The organism is uncultured Roseibium sp. (assembly GCF_947494555.1).
Lineage (GTDB): Bacteria > Pseudomonadota > Alphaproteobacteria > Rhizobiales > Stappiaceae > Roseibium.
Genome location: NZ_CANLVF010000004.1, coordinates 513,572 through 527,046 on the forward strand (window position 1 = coordinate 513,572; position 13,475 = coordinate 527,046).

The 13,475-nt window shown below is 56.8% G+C and carries 13 protein-coding genes and 1 tRNA gene; 6 read left to right on the forward strand and 8 right to left on the reverse strand.

The features are described 5' to 3' along the window. The first annotated feature begins 24 nt into the window (after window positions 1-24). Together Q0915_RS21360 and Q0915_RS21365 are read left to right on the forward strand one after the other, a co-directional pair. On the forward strand, window positions 25-1,038 hold the full coding sequence (locus tag Q0915_RS21360) for a patatin-like phospholipase family protein (protein ID WP_299478484.1): 1,014 nt from the start codon (window positions 25-27) through the stop codon (window positions 1,036-1,038). Between the two features lie 443 nt (window positions 1,039-1,481). Continuing rightward, window positions 1,482-2,312, forward strand: coding sequence for a pentapeptide repeat-containing protein (locus tag Q0915_RS21365; protein WP_299478487.1), 831 nt, complete (start codon window positions 1,482-1,484; stop codon window positions 2,310-2,312). Between the two features lie 84 nt (window positions 2,313-2,396). Here Q0915_RS21365 and Q0915_RS21370 read toward each other — a convergent pair whose 3' ends face one another. Continuing rightward, a complete protein-coding gene (locus Q0915_RS21370; RefSeq protein ID WP_299544409.1) occupies window positions 2,397-3,257 on the reverse strand; it encodes a MipA/OmpV family protein in 861 nt (286 codons plus the stop codon). Window positions 3,258-3,435: 178 nt separating this feature from the next. Here Q0915_RS21370 and Q0915_RS21375 point away from each other — a divergent pair, with 178 nt between their 5' ends. Beyond that, window positions 3,436-3,732 carry a YggT family protein gene (locus Q0915_RS21375; protein ID WP_299478493.1) on the forward strand — a complete coding sequence of 99 codons (297 nt, stop codon included), beginning with the start codon at window positions 3,436-3,438 and terminating at the stop codon, window positions 3,730-3,732. A 69-nt stretch (window positions 3,733-3,801) separates the two neighbouring features. Here Q0915_RS21375 and Q0915_RS21380 read toward each other — a convergent pair whose 3' ends face one another. The 4 genes from Q0915_RS21380 to Q0915_RS21395 all read right to left on the reverse strand — a co-directional run bounded on the left by Q0915_RS21380 (window position 3,802) and on the right by Q0915_RS21395 (window position 6,440). Further along, on the reverse strand, window positions 3,802-3,993 hold the full coding sequence (locus Q0915_RS21380; protein WP_299478496.1) for a Trm112 family protein: 192 nt from the start codon (window positions 3,991-3,993) through the stop codon (window positions 3,802-3,804). 36 nt (window positions 3,994-4,029) lie between these two features. Then, window positions 4,030-4,707 (reverse strand): LON peptidase substrate-binding domain-containing protein, encoded by a 678-nt coding sequence (locus Q0915_RS21385; protein ID WP_299478499.1) that lies wholly within the window; start codon window positions 4,705-4,707, stop codon window positions 4,030-4,032. An 86-nt stretch (window positions 4,708-4,793) separates the two neighbouring features. Then, on the reverse strand, window positions 4,794-5,795 hold the full coding sequence (gene trxA, locus Q0915_RS21390; RefSeq protein WP_299478502.1) for a thioredoxin: 1,002 nt from the start codon (window positions 5,793-5,795) through the stop codon (window positions 4,794-4,796). A 123-nt stretch (window positions 5,796-5,918) separates the two neighbouring features. After that, window positions 5,919-6,440, reverse strand: a complete 522-nt coding sequence (locus Q0915_RS21395; protein WP_299478505.1) for a prolyl-tRNA synthetase associated domain-containing protein — start codon at window positions 6,438-6,440, stop codon at window positions 5,919-5,921. 241 nt (window positions 6,441-6,681) lie between these two features. Here Q0915_RS21395 and Q0915_RS21400 point away from each other — a divergent pair. Further along, a tRNA-Gly gene (locus Q0915_RS21400) sits at window positions 6,682-6,756 on the forward strand. Window positions 6,757-6,959: 203 nt separating this feature from the next. On the opposite strand, the gene Q0915_RS21405 is transcribed toward Q0915_RS21400, so the two are convergent. Beyond that, window positions 6,960-7,565 carry a hypothetical protein gene (locus Q0915_RS21405; RefSeq protein ID WP_299478508.1) on the reverse strand — a complete coding sequence of 202 codons (606 nt, stop codon included), beginning with the start codon at window positions 7,563-7,565 and terminating at the stop codon, window positions 6,960-6,962. 215 nt (window positions 7,566-7,780) lie between these two features. On the opposite strand from Q0915_RS21405, the gene Q0915_RS21410 reads away from it, so the two are divergent. Continuing rightward, window positions 7,781-8,707: a lipase family protein gene (locus tag Q0915_RS21410; RefSeq protein ID WP_299478511.1), complete on the forward strand. Its 927-nt coding sequence runs from the start codon at window positions 7,781-7,783 to the stop codon at window positions 8,705-8,707. A gap of 117 nt (window positions 8,708-8,824) precedes the next feature. After that, the gene (locus Q0915_RS21415) at window positions 8,825-9,625 is read left to right on the forward strand and encodes a hypothetical protein (protein WP_299478514.1); all 801 of its coding nucleotides are present in this window, start codon (window positions 8,825-8,827) and stop codon (window positions 9,623-9,625) included. A gap of 192 nt (window positions 9,626-9,817) precedes the next feature. Here Q0915_RS21415 and Q0915_RS21420 read toward each other — a convergent pair whose 3' ends face one another. Both Q0915_RS21420 and Q0915_RS21425 read right to left on the reverse strand, forming a co-directional pair. Continuing rightward, on the reverse strand, window positions 9,818-11,965 hold the full coding sequence (locus Q0915_RS21420; RefSeq protein WP_299478517.1) for a DNA/RNA non-specific endonuclease: 2,148 nt from the start codon (window positions 11,963-11,965) through the stop codon (window positions 9,818-9,820). Between the two features lie 421 nt (window positions 11,966-12,386). Next, the gene (locus tag Q0915_RS21425) at window positions 12,387-13,469 is read right to left on the reverse strand and encodes a Gfo/Idh/MocA family oxidoreductase (RefSeq protein ID WP_299478520.1); all 1,083 of its coding nucleotides are present in this window, start codon (window positions 13,467-13,469) and stop codon (window positions 12,387-12,389) included. Between the last annotated feature and the right edge of the window lie 6 nt (window positions 13,470-13,475).

Sequence of the window (13,475 nt, forward strand, 5' to 3'; positions counted from 1 at the left end):
GCAAGGATCTGAAAGGCGTTTGATTTGGCCGCTCCGAAAAAGATAAATCTCGCATTGCAGGGGGGAGGTGCTCATGGCGCCTTTACCTGGGGTGTACTCGACTATTTTCTCGAGGATAGCCGCCTGGCGATCGATGCCATCACCGGAACGTCTGCCGGGGCGATGAATGCCGTCGTCCTCGCGAGCGGCATGGAAGCCGGCGGCGAGGACGGTGCCAGAGCCAGCCTGGAAGCGTTCTGGCGCGAGGTAAGCGACGAGGCACGGTTCAGTCCGATCCAGCGGTCGCCGCTTGATGTGCTTCTTGGCAACTGGAGCCTCGATCATTCGCCGAGCTACCTTTATTTCGACGTTCTGTCACGATTTGCGTCGCCATATGAATTCAACCCTTTGAATGTCAATCCGCTTCGCGATGTCGTTGAAAAGATGGTCGATTTCGAAAAAGTGCATTGTTGTTCCGGCGTGAGGCTGTTTATCGCCGCGACGAATGTCTTTTCGGGCAAAATCCGCGTTTTTAGCGAAAAGGAGGTCACGCTCGACGCGGTCATGGCATCGGCCTGTCTGCCTCAGCTGTACCAGGCGGTCGAAATTGAAGGCGAACCCTATTGGGACGGCGGCTACATGGGCAATCCGCCGCTCTATCCGCTCTTCTACGAAACCGAGACACCGGACGTCATCCTTGTCCAGATCAATCCTCTGGAGCGGCGACAGGTGCCGCGCACGGCGCGAGAAATCGTCAATCGTCTCAACGAAATAACATTCAACTCAACGCTTTTGCGAGAGCTGCGCGCCATCGATTTCGTCACCCGTTTGATCGAGGAAGGCAAACTTTCGTCGGCCGAATACATGAAGGTGCACTTGCACCGGATTTTTGCGCGCGAACTCAAGCCGCTCCAGGCGTCTTCGAAAATGAACGCCGAATGGGCGTTCCTCACAGAATTACGCGACCTCGGCCGCCAGACGGCCAGAGAGTGGCTGGACGCCCATTTCGAGGATTTGGGCGTGCAATCGTCTGTCGATCTCAGGGACGAGTTTTCGTGAACGTTGATTGCAGATGGGGCTAAGGCGTTAACTCTTTCTTAGGCCTGTTCGCAACCGGCTTTGCAGATTGCAATGCATGAGAAGTAAACGCTTTGTAAACAATATCAACATCTTGTGTTGACGGCAGTGTTGCCAACCAGATCTGGTCATTTTTCCGCGAAAACAAACTGGCAAGCCTTTTGCGATTGACTTGGCACGCTGATTGTCAGGTTGTGCGTCGTCAGCGCCTTATGTGGATGGAAGAAGTGGGCAACTGCGACCCCGCCCGCTTCTTTCCTCCCATAGCGGGCTCCGCCGAGCCTTGAACGTCAAGACCCAATTGACGCGTTTTCAATGCGAACTCTCATCAAAATAGCCGAATAGCATTTTTCTGGACAGAAACTGTCCTTAAAGTGTTGGTATTGGATACCTATCTTTAGAGCAGATCGAAAAAAGGTTTTGGGATGAGAGACAGGTTAACGCATTTTCTGGCCGGCTGTCTTGGCGCCGTGGCACTGTGGTCCCTTCCGGCAGGTGCACTCGCTGGCAGCGACGAAGAAAAAATGGCCGAGATCAAGGAAAACGGCGGTTGTCCCCGCTGCGATTTGCGATTGACCGAGCTGAGATTCCTGGCAGTAGAAAACGCCAATTTCAACAGGGCCAACCTGCGCGAAACCGACCTCAAGGAAGCGGTTCTGCCGGGTGGCGACTTCCAGAATGCCGATTTGCGGCGTGCGGAGGCCGAGCGAGCGGATTTTGCCGGCAGTAACTTTGCCGGGTCCAACATGCGTTCCGCAGATCTCGAAAAAGCCAATTTCACGGATGCAAATCTGAAAGGGGTCGACCTTAGAGACGCCGACCTCAATGCAAGTATCGCCAATGGAGCGGTTTTCGACGATGCAGATCTGCGCAATGCAGCGCTCATCCGGTCCGTTGCCGTCGGTGCCTCGTTTGAAGGGGCAAAGATGGACGGTGTCAACCTGGAGCGTGTCGATCTGACGGATGCCAATTTCAAGGATGCCCGCATCCGCCAGGGTAAACTCGACCGGATCAAGGCGGTTGGCGCGGATTTTTCCGGAGCCGATTTTTCAGGCGTTCGCCTGGTGAGCGCCGACCTTACCAACGCCAATCTGACAAAGGTGGATTTTGACGGTGCTCTGCTTCGCCGGACCCGGCTTGTGGGTGCCGACCTGACGGGAGCCTACAATCTCGATCCGAGCCGGATCCTGGGCGCTTGCGGTGACGAGACCACCAAGCTTCCGCGCGGCATAGAGCTCATCGAGTGTTCCTACTGATCCTCAGCACGCGGGTGCTATAAATGAAAAAGGAGGCCGCGGCCTCCTTTTTTGCAGGACAAGATAACGTCGAACATCAATGCTTTAGAAGACGTCGAAAGCGAACCGGTAGCTCACGCCGACGCCCAGCGTAAACTGGTCCTTGCTGCCGGCCTCTGCGATCGGGCTGTCGGCGGCGTCACCAATCAGACGGTCGTAGGTGCCACGGATGTGCAGCCGGACATCGTCGTTCCAGTCGTAACTTCCGCGAGCGGCAAGGCCGACGCTCTTGAAGCCGGCGCTCGGGTCGTACTCGGTCAGACGGCCACCACTATTGGCCGCTTCCCGCGCGGTGACACCGAAATAAGTGTCCATATACTCGCCGGAAGCAAAGCTGGCGCGCGGGCCGAAGCTGACTTCCCATTTGTCACTCGGATAAATGATGCCGTCGAGCCCAAGCTGGCCAACCTGACCGGTGTGGCCGTTGATCCCCTGACGCAACTCGGCGAAGGCGCGGAAGTGTTCCGTGCGGAAGCCGCCGCCAAGACCGAGTTCCAGCGCCCAGTCAACCGTTTCCGTCCCGGTCAGGTCCGAGCTGTCGCCAGCGTCTCGTTCGCCGATGAAGTTGAAAGACGGGAAGAAAAACACACCGGCACGGCGCCGGCCGTCCACCACCTGCCCAAGGCCCGGCAGATAGAATCGCCCGACCGATATGATCGGCATCGGGTAGATCAGGTAGGAATCGGCAGATTCATATCGCGGTTGCGCTATCGCGCCGATGCCCAGATCGACCACGAATTGCTTCGTGGCGTCCTGCGCGGAGATTTCGCCGCTTTGAGCCAGCGCGGTTCCGGACACGGCGCTCAGCGACAAGGCGAGCGCAACGCGTGACAAGGTCTTGAACATTAAGGCTTCATCCATATGGAGTTCGTTGCCGGCAAGATAGCACGAAGCTGGCTTACTCAAAGCCTAACGAATCCCGGTTTTGACGGAGTGTTGCATTTCCGCATCGGATTTCCAGACCGGCAAAGGCACCGCATTATCTTCAAACAATCTTTCGTTCTTGAAAGTGCCGTCTTGCAGGCGTGCGATCTCGGAGCTACATGAGAAACGTGACAGAACCTGAACGGCAACGGACCAGATCATGACCGCACTCTTTAACGTCATCCTCCTCGCGCTGGAGCTCTATACCTACGTGATCATTGCCAGTGCGATTTTTTCCTGGCTCTACGCTTTCAACATCGTGAATTCGAGCAACCAGATCATCAATTCGATCGGCAGGGTGCTCTATAATCTGACCGAGCCGGCGCTGCGCCCCATACGCCGTTTTATGCCCGACCTCGGTGGGATCGACATTTCTCCCGTTATTCTGCTTCTCGGGATCATCTTTCTCCGTCAGATCATCGTCATCAATGTCTTGCCTATGGTGCGTGGCTACTGACGAACGGCAGAGTAAAACGCCAATGGCCCGGATCATCGGATCCGGGCTTTTTCTGTCTCGCACAAGAACCTAGTCTTCGAGTGGCCTAGCCTCATCCGGAAGCATGATGGGAATCCCGTTGCGGATCGGATAGGCGAGCTTGGCCGATCTTGAGATCAGTTCTCTGGCGTCCGCATCATATTCGAGCGTTGTCTTGGTCACGGGACAGACAAGCAGTTCAAGCAGTTTCCGGTCAACCGGACGTTCTGTCGTGTCGTTCATCTGAAATTCTCTTTGCTGGCGAGAAGTCCGGGCGGACTACTGAAGCGTGGAGCCGCCGTCATTCTGCGATCTTGCCAGATCCATCTCGGTGATGGCAATGAGCGTTTCGGCGCGCGTCTTCAGGTCGCGGGCTTCCAGCAAAGCCTGTTTTTCCTGCGGTCCATAGGGGCACATCATGCAGAGCGCATTCACAAGCACTTCAGTTTCCGCTTCCGAAACACTTTGCCAGTCCGCTTCCAGGTTGTTCGCGTCGAGATAATCCCGTAGCGTTTTCAAAAGACCGTTGCGATCAACATCATCTTCGCCGTCGCCGCATTTAAGGTCGCCGGAGAACGGTGCAAAGTCGCATTCGACCTCTCTGAAGGCACTGTAAGTGCGCATTTCCTTGCCGAGCGCGAACCGGGTAATGCCCTGCAGCGTGATCAGGTAGCGGCCATCACCCGTTTCCTGAAAGCTCGTGAGGCGGCCGACACATCCGACATTCGCGAGCGACGGCGTTTCGCTCTCGTCGCCCATGGCTTCGGAGGCGGGCTGTACCATGCCTATCAACCTGTTTCCGGACAGGGCGTTATCCACCATGTCGAGATAGCGCTGCTCGAATATGTTCAGCGGAAGCTGGGTTCTGGGAAGAAGCAACGCACCGGACAGAGGAAAAACAGGCAGAACGGGCGGAAGATCCGCGATGGTGTCATAGATGGCATTTCCCGCCTGCATTTCTGCGCCTTTTTATTTTGTTGCTTCCGGCACCGGTCCCCAAAATTCCGGGCTCTTTCGTAAATGTGTGTCAGTTCCGCCAATCGTCAAGAAAACAGAACGGCCGAGAGCTTGCGGCGGCCGTAATTGCTGGCGGGATCCTTGAAGCCCCAGGCCTCGAAAAACTGCAGGAGCTGCTTGCGCGCACCGTCTTCGTTCCAGTCGCGGTCGCGGCGGACGATTTCAATGAGCTGATCAACCGCCCCTTCCTTATCTCCCTTGCCGTTGAGACCGAGGGCCAGATCGAAACGTGCCTGATAATCGAGCGGATCCTTGGCGATCCGGTCATGAAACTCGGCGAGATCGCCAAGCGAGGACGCCTGCTCGGCAAGATCGACAGCCGCCTTTGCAGCGACATAAGCTTCGTCGGACCGCTTGTCTTCGGGCACGAGTTCCAGCGCCTGCTGGGCGCGTTCAAGTTCATCCGCACCCAGATAACACTGTGCGAGACCGGCGATAGCCTTCACATTTTCCGGTTCCATCTGCATCACCGCGCCAAAGAGCTGAGCGGCCTGGGGGAAATCCTGCGCGGCCAGAAGCTCCTCTGCCTGCTCCAGATAAGCGTCCGTCTGGTTCGTCGGAGCCGGTCCGCCGAGCTTTTCGATGAATTCCTTCACCTGGCTTTCCTGCTGAGCGCCCATGAAGCCGTCGACAGGCTGGCCGTCCTTGAAGGCAACCACGGCAGGGATTGACTGGATCCCCATCTGGCCGGCGATTTCCGGATAGTCGTCAATGTTCATCTTGGCCAGCTTGACCGTGCCGCCTGCCGCCTTGACGGCGGCCTCGATAATCGGTGTCAGCTGTTTGCAGGGACCGCACCAGGGAGCCCAGAAGTCGACAAGAACGGGTTGCTGGCGCGATGCTTCAAGGACGTCCGCCATGAAGGTCTGAGTTGTCACGTCGAATATCAGTTCACCTGCCGGCGCATCACCGCCGCCGCCACCGCCATCGCCGCCGAAGCCGCCACCCTGGCCGCCATATCCGCCGCCCATGCTGGCACCGAACCCGCCGCCGACCTGGCCGCCGACGTTGTAGTTGCCATTGCTCATTTATCCGCCTCGTGCTTTCCGGCCGCTCTATGCCAAGCGGCCAATATCGAATCGTCTATAGGCCAAATTTGCTCCTAACATGGAGCCGCCACGCCGGAAATACAAACTCCGGTGCCTGGATACCTAAAGTCCCGCCGCAATGGCCTGGTCGCTTGCCGCCAGAACCTTGGGGTCGTGGCCGCAGGCCCGGGCGAATTTCAACAGGTCCTGAGCGCTTATCGTTGTGGTCGCATCGTTTTTCAGCGGATGATAGTTGAGGACCTCTTGCTGCATCATTGATGCGTCAAAGACAGGTGTCACCCGAAGGGCTTCGCGATCGTTGATCAGCGAGAAGGGTGTCACTGACCCGGGCTCCACACCCAGAACCTCCATCAGGAGATCCGCGTTTCCGAAGGATACTCTGCCCTGTGCGCCGATGATCTGGTGAACTTTCTTAAGATCCACAGTCGCGTCGTGAAGGAGCACAATCAGAAAGAGGCGGCTCTTCTTGTCTTTCACAAACAGGTTTTTGGTATGCCCGCCCGGGATCCTGTCGTGGAGATCTCCGGATTCCGCGACGGTGAAAACCGGCTGATGGTCAACCGTGGATATCTCGATCTCGAGATCGGCCAGAAAGGCCATGAGTTCGTCGCGTGTTGCTGGCATGTTTTTTCCTGAATATTGTGTTCCTGCGGGCTGTTTAACGTGATTGCCGTGCCGCTCACAAGTGGAAATTTTGGTAAAAAGTCTTTGTTTTCTGCGAGTTTTTGCCTTTCATTTTCGGATCGCCCCTCAGAAAGACAGCTACAAAAATTTCTTGAATTTCCTTGTTGCAATCCGTCCCGGCTTAGTCCATATACTGCGCCACCGACGCCGAGGCTATTGCTGCCCGGCGCTGGAACACTATGCGGGTGTAGCTCAGGGGTAGAGCACAACCTTGCCAAGGTTGGGGTCGTGGGTTCGAATCCCATCGCCCGCTCCAGATTTCAAAAAAGGCTCAGGACAATTCCTGGGCCTTTTTTGTTTTTGACGGTGATCTACTGGTTCCAACCAATTTCCGTTCACTTGAAAAAGTGTTCACATTCGCGCTTTAGCTGTTCAGTGTGGCACGTCGGGTCAATCAGAGCTGATCGGGCAACTATCCGTAAGAGGGCCCCGTTCACCCCTCAGCCTACCTGTTCAACGTTAGCCGCATACTCTCGTTGCAGCAGGATAAAGCAGAAATACCCGGTCATCGCTTTGTGAAAGGTCGGGTGAAAAATCTGCTCCTTCCACAACAAGGTAGTCAATGACGGACAGGCGCAGGTTCTCGCCGCGGTCCGTGAACTGCACGCTGCCACCATCGCCTTCCGTTGCGCAGCGGCCATCGGTGCTGCAATAGGCAAAGCTGCTGTAGGCGCGGCCATCCCGCAATCTGAACCCGAATTCAAGCGCAAGGCGGTCGTTGCCAGTGGCAGCTGAAGGTGTATTCAAAAACCATATATGCGCGACAAGCTGCCGGGGATGTTTGGTAAGGTGGTCCGCCGTATAGGTGCGTGCATAACAGGCTTGTGCTGAAAACCGGTCGGACAGGCTCATCGCATATGCTGCGCCGGCCAAGCCCGTTCCAACGATCACCGATATTGCCGAGACGATCGCATTCCGCGTGGATTTTCTGACTTTTCCGCTGCACATGCGCGCTGCCCCGCACTTTTCAAGCCCGGCCGTGAGCAAAGCATGGATGGCAAGAATTTGCATCAGGTCTTTCGCAAGCCGGCTGTCCCGATACTTCGTATCTGCGCCGTTTTTCAACGGACTTCATGATGGCGGCGCCACGCCTCTTGTCCGCTCGCGGGTGCTGCTCTCGAATTACAACTAAAAATCAACCGACAACTCTTGCGTTTTTCCGGATGCTCATGTCTTCTGGTGATTGTGCTGTTCACGCTTAAAGTTTGAGATGCAAGCCTGTCTATTTCATGGGCTCAAAGCTGATATTTGCGATATTTTTAGTTTGTGGGAGCTGCAATATGACTGATTTCGACGAAGTTTCTCTACGTAATCCGAGTTTCAGTTGGCAAGCCATGCTGTCTCTGGCGCTCATCTCGAAGCGCAGTTACAGGGACCTTGCTGCCTTCAAGGCCGATGCCGAGGCCGACCTGGGGATGAAGGTCACCGCACATGCTGACATTGCCGATACGCAAGCCTACCTCGTGGAGAGCGATAACGCCGCGGTACTTGTCTACCGTGGGACCAAAGGCATCGCCGACTGGCTGGTCAACATTCAAGTTTTCGATCTGGAGGGCGCATTCGGCGACGTCCATGGCGGGTTCCTGGAAGCCCACAGGGCTGCGCAGGGTATCTTGGTGCCACCACTTCAGGCCGCGAGTTCAGCCGGCAAAACGCTTTGGCTCACCGGGCATAGCCTTGGCGGCGCAGTTGCGGTGAATACCGCCATTGAAACACACGGATCCGTCAATGTTGCCGGGATCGCGACCTTCGGTCAGCCGCGTCTCGCCCGCAGGCGGACGGCCAGAAAAATCATGGATGTGTTCGGCAGCCGCTATTACCGTTTTGTCAATGACGACGACGTGGTGCCGCGTGTACCGTTCACCTATTCTCACTCCGGGCAACTCTTCCATTTTGACGGTTCGGGTCAGGTCAAGGCCAGGAACGAGGGTTTCGAAGCGAACCTTGAATCTGCAGGTCCGGGTGAGCCAGATCAGGGACCCGCACCTTTGAGCGAAGAAGAGTTCGAAAAACTGCGGCAACAGATCCAGGATGCAGCGGCGCATCCGCAGGCGGGGCTGGAAAGTGTGCCAGGCGCTGGTGGAACCGAGAACGTTGAAGGGGTCTTCGATGGTGCGTCCGAGGTGAATCTCGAGGGCTTTTTTCCCTCCATCAAGGATCATCGCATTGATCGCTACATTGCAGCGATCGACAAACAGGCTCCGTAGTCATCGGCCTCGCAGCGCGCTGTGTGCACCTTTGCCACAGTCTGCTGCGTGACCTTGAGTGTCTGCGACGTAATTCAAGACCTATTCCAATCCAGTCAATCAATCAGGGAGTTTGAGATGACTGACATTGATAAAGAGCTTCAGGAGATTTCCGCTTTCCTCGAGAGCGTCGAATTGCCGCCCGATATGACGGGAGGCGTGGAACTCGAAGCCGTGAGAGGGGCCGGGGCAACACCCGCAAAACCCGATTTCATGACGGACGGAAAGCAGGACGTTGTTGTCAGCAATCAGCTGGCCGGGTTTTCAGAAGATGTGCCACATGGTCTGCGCTCTGCCATCGCCAATGTCATGCTGCTGGCAGAACTTGCTGCGGACAGGAAACAGGGCAGCCAGGATATAACCCTCGACAGATGGATGGGACACTATGTGGGAACGCTGAACAAGCTGGGCTGGCGATCCTCCGGCTTCGGCGATGCGTCTCGCGCGCTCACGGGCACGTCGATGGAAGTTCATAAGGCCATTGTCCCCGTTCTGACGGCGGTTCTGGGTGGGGGCGCAGTCAGCGTTGCCTCGACGATCCTGAGTGTGCTCGACGGTTTGCAGGAAATGCACAAAAACCAACCCTGGTTTACGCTGTTCGACCGCAGGACCCAGCGTGCACGTGCGAACCAGTTCCAGATTTCCCAGGTGAGTATGCAAGGCGGAGAGCCGTCGATCACGCTCTTCGCCTTCATGCTGGATGCAGGTTCGGCGGTGACGCAGGTTCTGTTCTTCCGGTTCTCTTCTGACAAGGCGACGCTCAATCACGCACACCAAAGTGTTTCGATCAATCCGGTGCTGCTGAAGGAATTCGAGGCACGCGTCACGGCGAAACTGAGCACCCATCTGGACGGCGCGCTTGCCGATATCGATATCTAGATTTCCACCATCTTCGCCAGGAAATCGAGAAGGTAATGGGCCGTATCGTAACTCTGGATTGGCCAGGCTCCGGGATTGGCTTTGGCAGGGGGCGAAGGTTGGGCATCAGTGAATGATACTGGTTGGTACGTGCCACTGTCCGGCTCTCCAAATGGGCCGGACAGCAGGACTGTTCTGACAAGCGTCGGCAGATCAGATGTACCGTATCTGGGTCTTCGACAGGAGCGTTACCGCTTGCTTGCGTCCGCCAACGCTCTCCTGCTGGCCGAGCGGATCGAGATCGGCAAGACCACCAAAATCGATGGCTGCCTCCTCCTCGATGGACCGCACGGACACCTGGGCTGCCTGATGGGTGTGGCTTGATCTGAAGGCGCCGAAGACAAATTCCTCCTGGCTCGGCAGGTTCGCGGTCTGGTCCATTCTGTATCCGGTGGCGCATAACCTGCCCGTGCGGTCATGGACAAAAGCGATCACCTTCCAGAAGGCTACGGGAACCTTCACCCCGAAATGCAGCGGGTCGCTGTTCTTGAAGAACGGGCCCGTAAAGACACATACGCGCATACCGTCTTCGATGGCGTTGTTGAGCGCATAGTCTTCAAGTTCAAGCCAGACCGGTGAATTGAATGCCTGCATCTGCGGCGTGGCATTCGTGACATGCATGCTGTCTTCGTTGCCGAGCCTTGCATCCGCTTCCGCGCCCCAACCCGGATCGTTGTGGCGTGTCATGTGGCCCCGGCTGAATTTCGGCGGGTTGCCGTAGCATTCCTTCATGATCTGCTGCGTGCGCGGAATGCGGCCGTCCCATTTCCAGCCGACGCGGCTCGCCATCTTGGCGTGCGCGCCATCGATATTCACGGCCGAGAAAAAGCACATGCGGCGCGGCTTGTTCATGACGACGGAAAAATTGTGGTACTTCAGTTCACTCATTTCGGCGCCGTCGAATTCGAACGTCAGAAGATCCTTTTTGAGAAGAACCTCAGGCAGTTCCGTCGGCTTGTCTGCACCGAGAAACTCCGCGTTGAAGCCCTTGCGGTTGCGATAGGTTTCCGGACGGGCTTCTTCGTTCTCGTCAATGAGATCGTCGTCGCCCGTATCAGGGATTGAAGGCTGGCCCAATCCGGGCTCCGGTGCCAACGGCGCGGAGGCGTATGTCGTAGTGTCGGCACCGCCGGGTGCGCCAAGGGAAACCGTAACAGTGAGCGGGAATGTTACCGACTGCGCGCCCATACCTGGAACGGGTTGCGGAGGTGTTTGGAGGACAACGTCGCTACCGCCCAAACGGGGTTGTGACACCGCACCTGAGGAGCCGTCCGCGCTCCGTGAGCTCTGCCTGCGGCGTTCGGCTTCGTAAGCGCTGCTATCTCCGCGCTGGACCCGCTCCAGAGCTTCTTTCACAATGTCGGACCGGACGGCGTAGTTGGTGGTCATGAAGGCGCCGGAATAGTGCAGGCCGAATGCCTCACCGGTTTTAAGGTTTAAAACCACCGAACCCGAGTTGCCGCCCAAAGTGGTTGCATCATGCAGCAAGCGGTCTTTTTCCAGAAATGTAACGCTGCCCGGTGCGACGCGCTTGTGATTGTAGCGTTTGCCGTAGATGTCTTCCATCAGGGTGAAATCGGGAATGCGCGAGTCGTTGGCCGGATAGCCGATCACGGCAGCAAGCTGAGTTTCTGACGGCGCGGACGACAGAAGGATCGGGTCCGACAAAGGGCCGTCGCCGGCCGTCTGCTCGACGCGGAAAAAGGCCATATCTGGATACTCAATCACATCCAGTACATCGATCAGTTTGAAGACGCGTGCGCCCGGATTGTCAAATTCCTTCAGAAAGTCGATGTTCGCCCGCACCGAGCGCTCACCGTCCGTTGCAAAGGTGAATCCCTGGCCGTCGCGCATCGTGAATTCTTGAGCCACGTGGCGGTTCGTGACCATGATGTCCCGCGCGACGAGCCAGCCGGTACCAACCCAGTCCAGATAGTGGTTTTGCAGATTGATGCGCCCGCTTGCCTTGATGGCGTGTTCGAGAATGTCGGCCGCATTCTCCAGGCGGGCCTTCCAGGTTTTGCTTTCCGATTGCTCGACGAATTCCAGGACGGTCTCGTTGTTCAATACATCCAGCACCGGCCTGCCGGATCGCATGATAATGCTTTCCAGATTGAATTCGTCACCGAGCCCCGCCGGTTCAGCGCCCTCCGGCGTAAAGGTTTCGAATGCTTCCAGACTGGCCTCAAGATCGAGGCCGCCGCCGGTATCGGCAAGTTCTTCGTTCAATTCATTGTCGCGATCGAGAAAACGCTTCCTGAATTTCCTCATGCGTTCGATATTTTCACTTGAGGCAGACATAAATTCCCCCCTTTGAAATCGGACTATTGAAAATGCACGTAATGGTTTATTGGAGCACACTCTGGCAGAAATGCAATGCGTAAAGCCGTCCCGAAACCCGCAAATTCCGAGGGTTCAGGCCATGCACCAGTCACCAGGTGGGTTGCATATGGGAAATGCGATGCGCGACAGATCCATCCAGGTTGAGGCAGGACCGTTCAATTTGAACGGCTCGAACGCGCAAAAGACGTGTTTCGTCTAAAATTAGAGGAAAACCTGAGGCCTTGGCTGAACGAAGTGTCAGGGCAAGTGCGCTAGATTGTGCATACATTACATGAGGGATGGCGGAACACGACGTTCTTTCGGTGATGTTGCCTTGCTGTAGTACCCACTTTACGCGGCGGAGCCTGATGGCTCCGCCGCAATTCATTTCAGGGCAGGCTTACTCGGATACGGCATCCACCTTGAGAAACGCACCGTTCGCTGCGTCGGACCGTTCAGCGGTATCGAGTGCTGCCTGCAGAAGCGCGCCGTGGGCGAAATCCGGGTCAGGCCTGGCGTCGCCACGAATGGCGTCAATGAATCGCTCGTAAACCGTTGGAACAGGGCCGGCGTCGATCTCTTGCCAGCGTGCTTCGGTGAGGTCGCCGCCGTGGCAGATACGCAGACGTTCGATGCGATTTTCAAACGAGACCTCGAGCCCTCCCTTGTCGCCATAAAGGCGCAGGCGCAGGTCATTGTGATGACCTGATGCAAATCGTGTTGCACTGATCGTCCCGAGAGCGCCGTTTTCCAGTTCGGCCTGAAGTGTAAAGCTGTCATTCGCATCGAGCGGATAGTCGCCGATACGGTTTCCCTCCGCCTTGTCGAACGTCTTGAGGCGGCACGAAAGCTCGGACACGGGGCTCTGAGCGGCGAAGGCGGTGAAATCGAGAATATGAATGCCAACGTCACCTAGAACACCCTTCGAACCATGTTCGGTCGACAGGCGCCAGAGCCATTGGCTTTCCGTGCGCCAGTCGCCCCACGCCGGCTGTGTCAGCCAGCTTTGGAGGTAGGACGCCTCGAAATGCCGGAGGGCGCCGATTGAACCTTCGCCGACCAGCCGAGCCGCTTTTTGCAGGACAGCAACGTCCCGGTAGCTAAGATTGACCATGCCGATGACGCCCTTTTCCTTCGCGAGGGCCGTCATTTCCCGCGCATCGGCGGCGTTGGTCGCCAGCGGTTTCTCGCACAAAACATGTTTGCCGGCCGCCAAGAGCTGCAGCGTCGTCGGATGATGAGCGGCGTCCGGTGTCACATTGGAAACCGCGTCGAACTCACCCCAGGCAATTGCCTCCTGAAGGTCCTCGAATTTTTCGGGAACGTCGTACGCTGCGCAAAATTCGGCAAGCATGTCGGGGCGCCGGTCCACACCGGCGACGATTTCAACTCCCGCCATTTTCTGAAACGCGGCAGCATGGTTTCTGGCCATGTTGCCCGTTCCAAGAATGAGGACGCGCACGGGTTTTTTTAAAGAAGCCATGGGCGA

Bases quoted from the DNA above. Each gene is read 5' to 3' on its own strand.
- Q0915_RS21425 (WP_299478520.1), bottom strand. From the start codon at position 13,469: ATGGCTTCTTTAAAAAAACCCGTGCGCGTCCTCATTCTTGGAACGGGC.
- Q0915_RS21395 (WP_299478505.1), bottom strand. From the start codon at position 6,440: ATGCCAGCAACACGCGACGAACTCATGGCCTTTCTGGCCGATCTCGAG.
- Q0915_RS21410 (WP_299478511.1), top strand. From the start codon at position 7,781: ATGACTGATTTCGACGAAGTTTCTCTACGTAATCCGAGTTTCAGTTGG.
- trxA (WP_299478502.1), bottom strand. From the start codon at position 5,795: ATGAGCAATGGCAACTACAACGTCGGCGGCCAGGTCGGCGGCGGGTTC.
- Q0915_RS21385 (WP_299478499.1), bottom strand. From the start codon at position 4,707: ATGCAGGCGGGAAATGCCATCTATGACACCATCGCGGATCTTCCGCCC.
- Q0915_RS21375 (WP_299478493.1), top strand. From the start codon at position 3,436: ATGACCGCACTCTTTAACGTCATCCTCCTCGCGCTGGAGCTCTATACC.
- Q0915_RS21420 (WP_299478517.1), bottom strand. From the start codon at position 11,965: ATGTCTGCCTCAAGTGAAAATATCGAACGCATGAGGAAATTCAGGAAG.
- Q0915_RS21415 (WP_299478514.1), top strand. From the start codon at position 8,825: ATGACTGACATTGATAAAGAGCTTCAGGAGATTTCCGCTTTCCTCGAG.
- Q0915_RS21365 (WP_299478487.1), top strand. From the start codon at position 1,482: ATGAGAGACAGGTTAACGCATTTTCTGGCCGGCTGTCTTGGCGCCGTG.
- Q0915_RS21380 (WP_299478496.1), bottom strand. From the start codon at position 3,993: ATGAACGACACGACAGAACGTCCGGTTGACCGGAAACTGCTTGAACTG.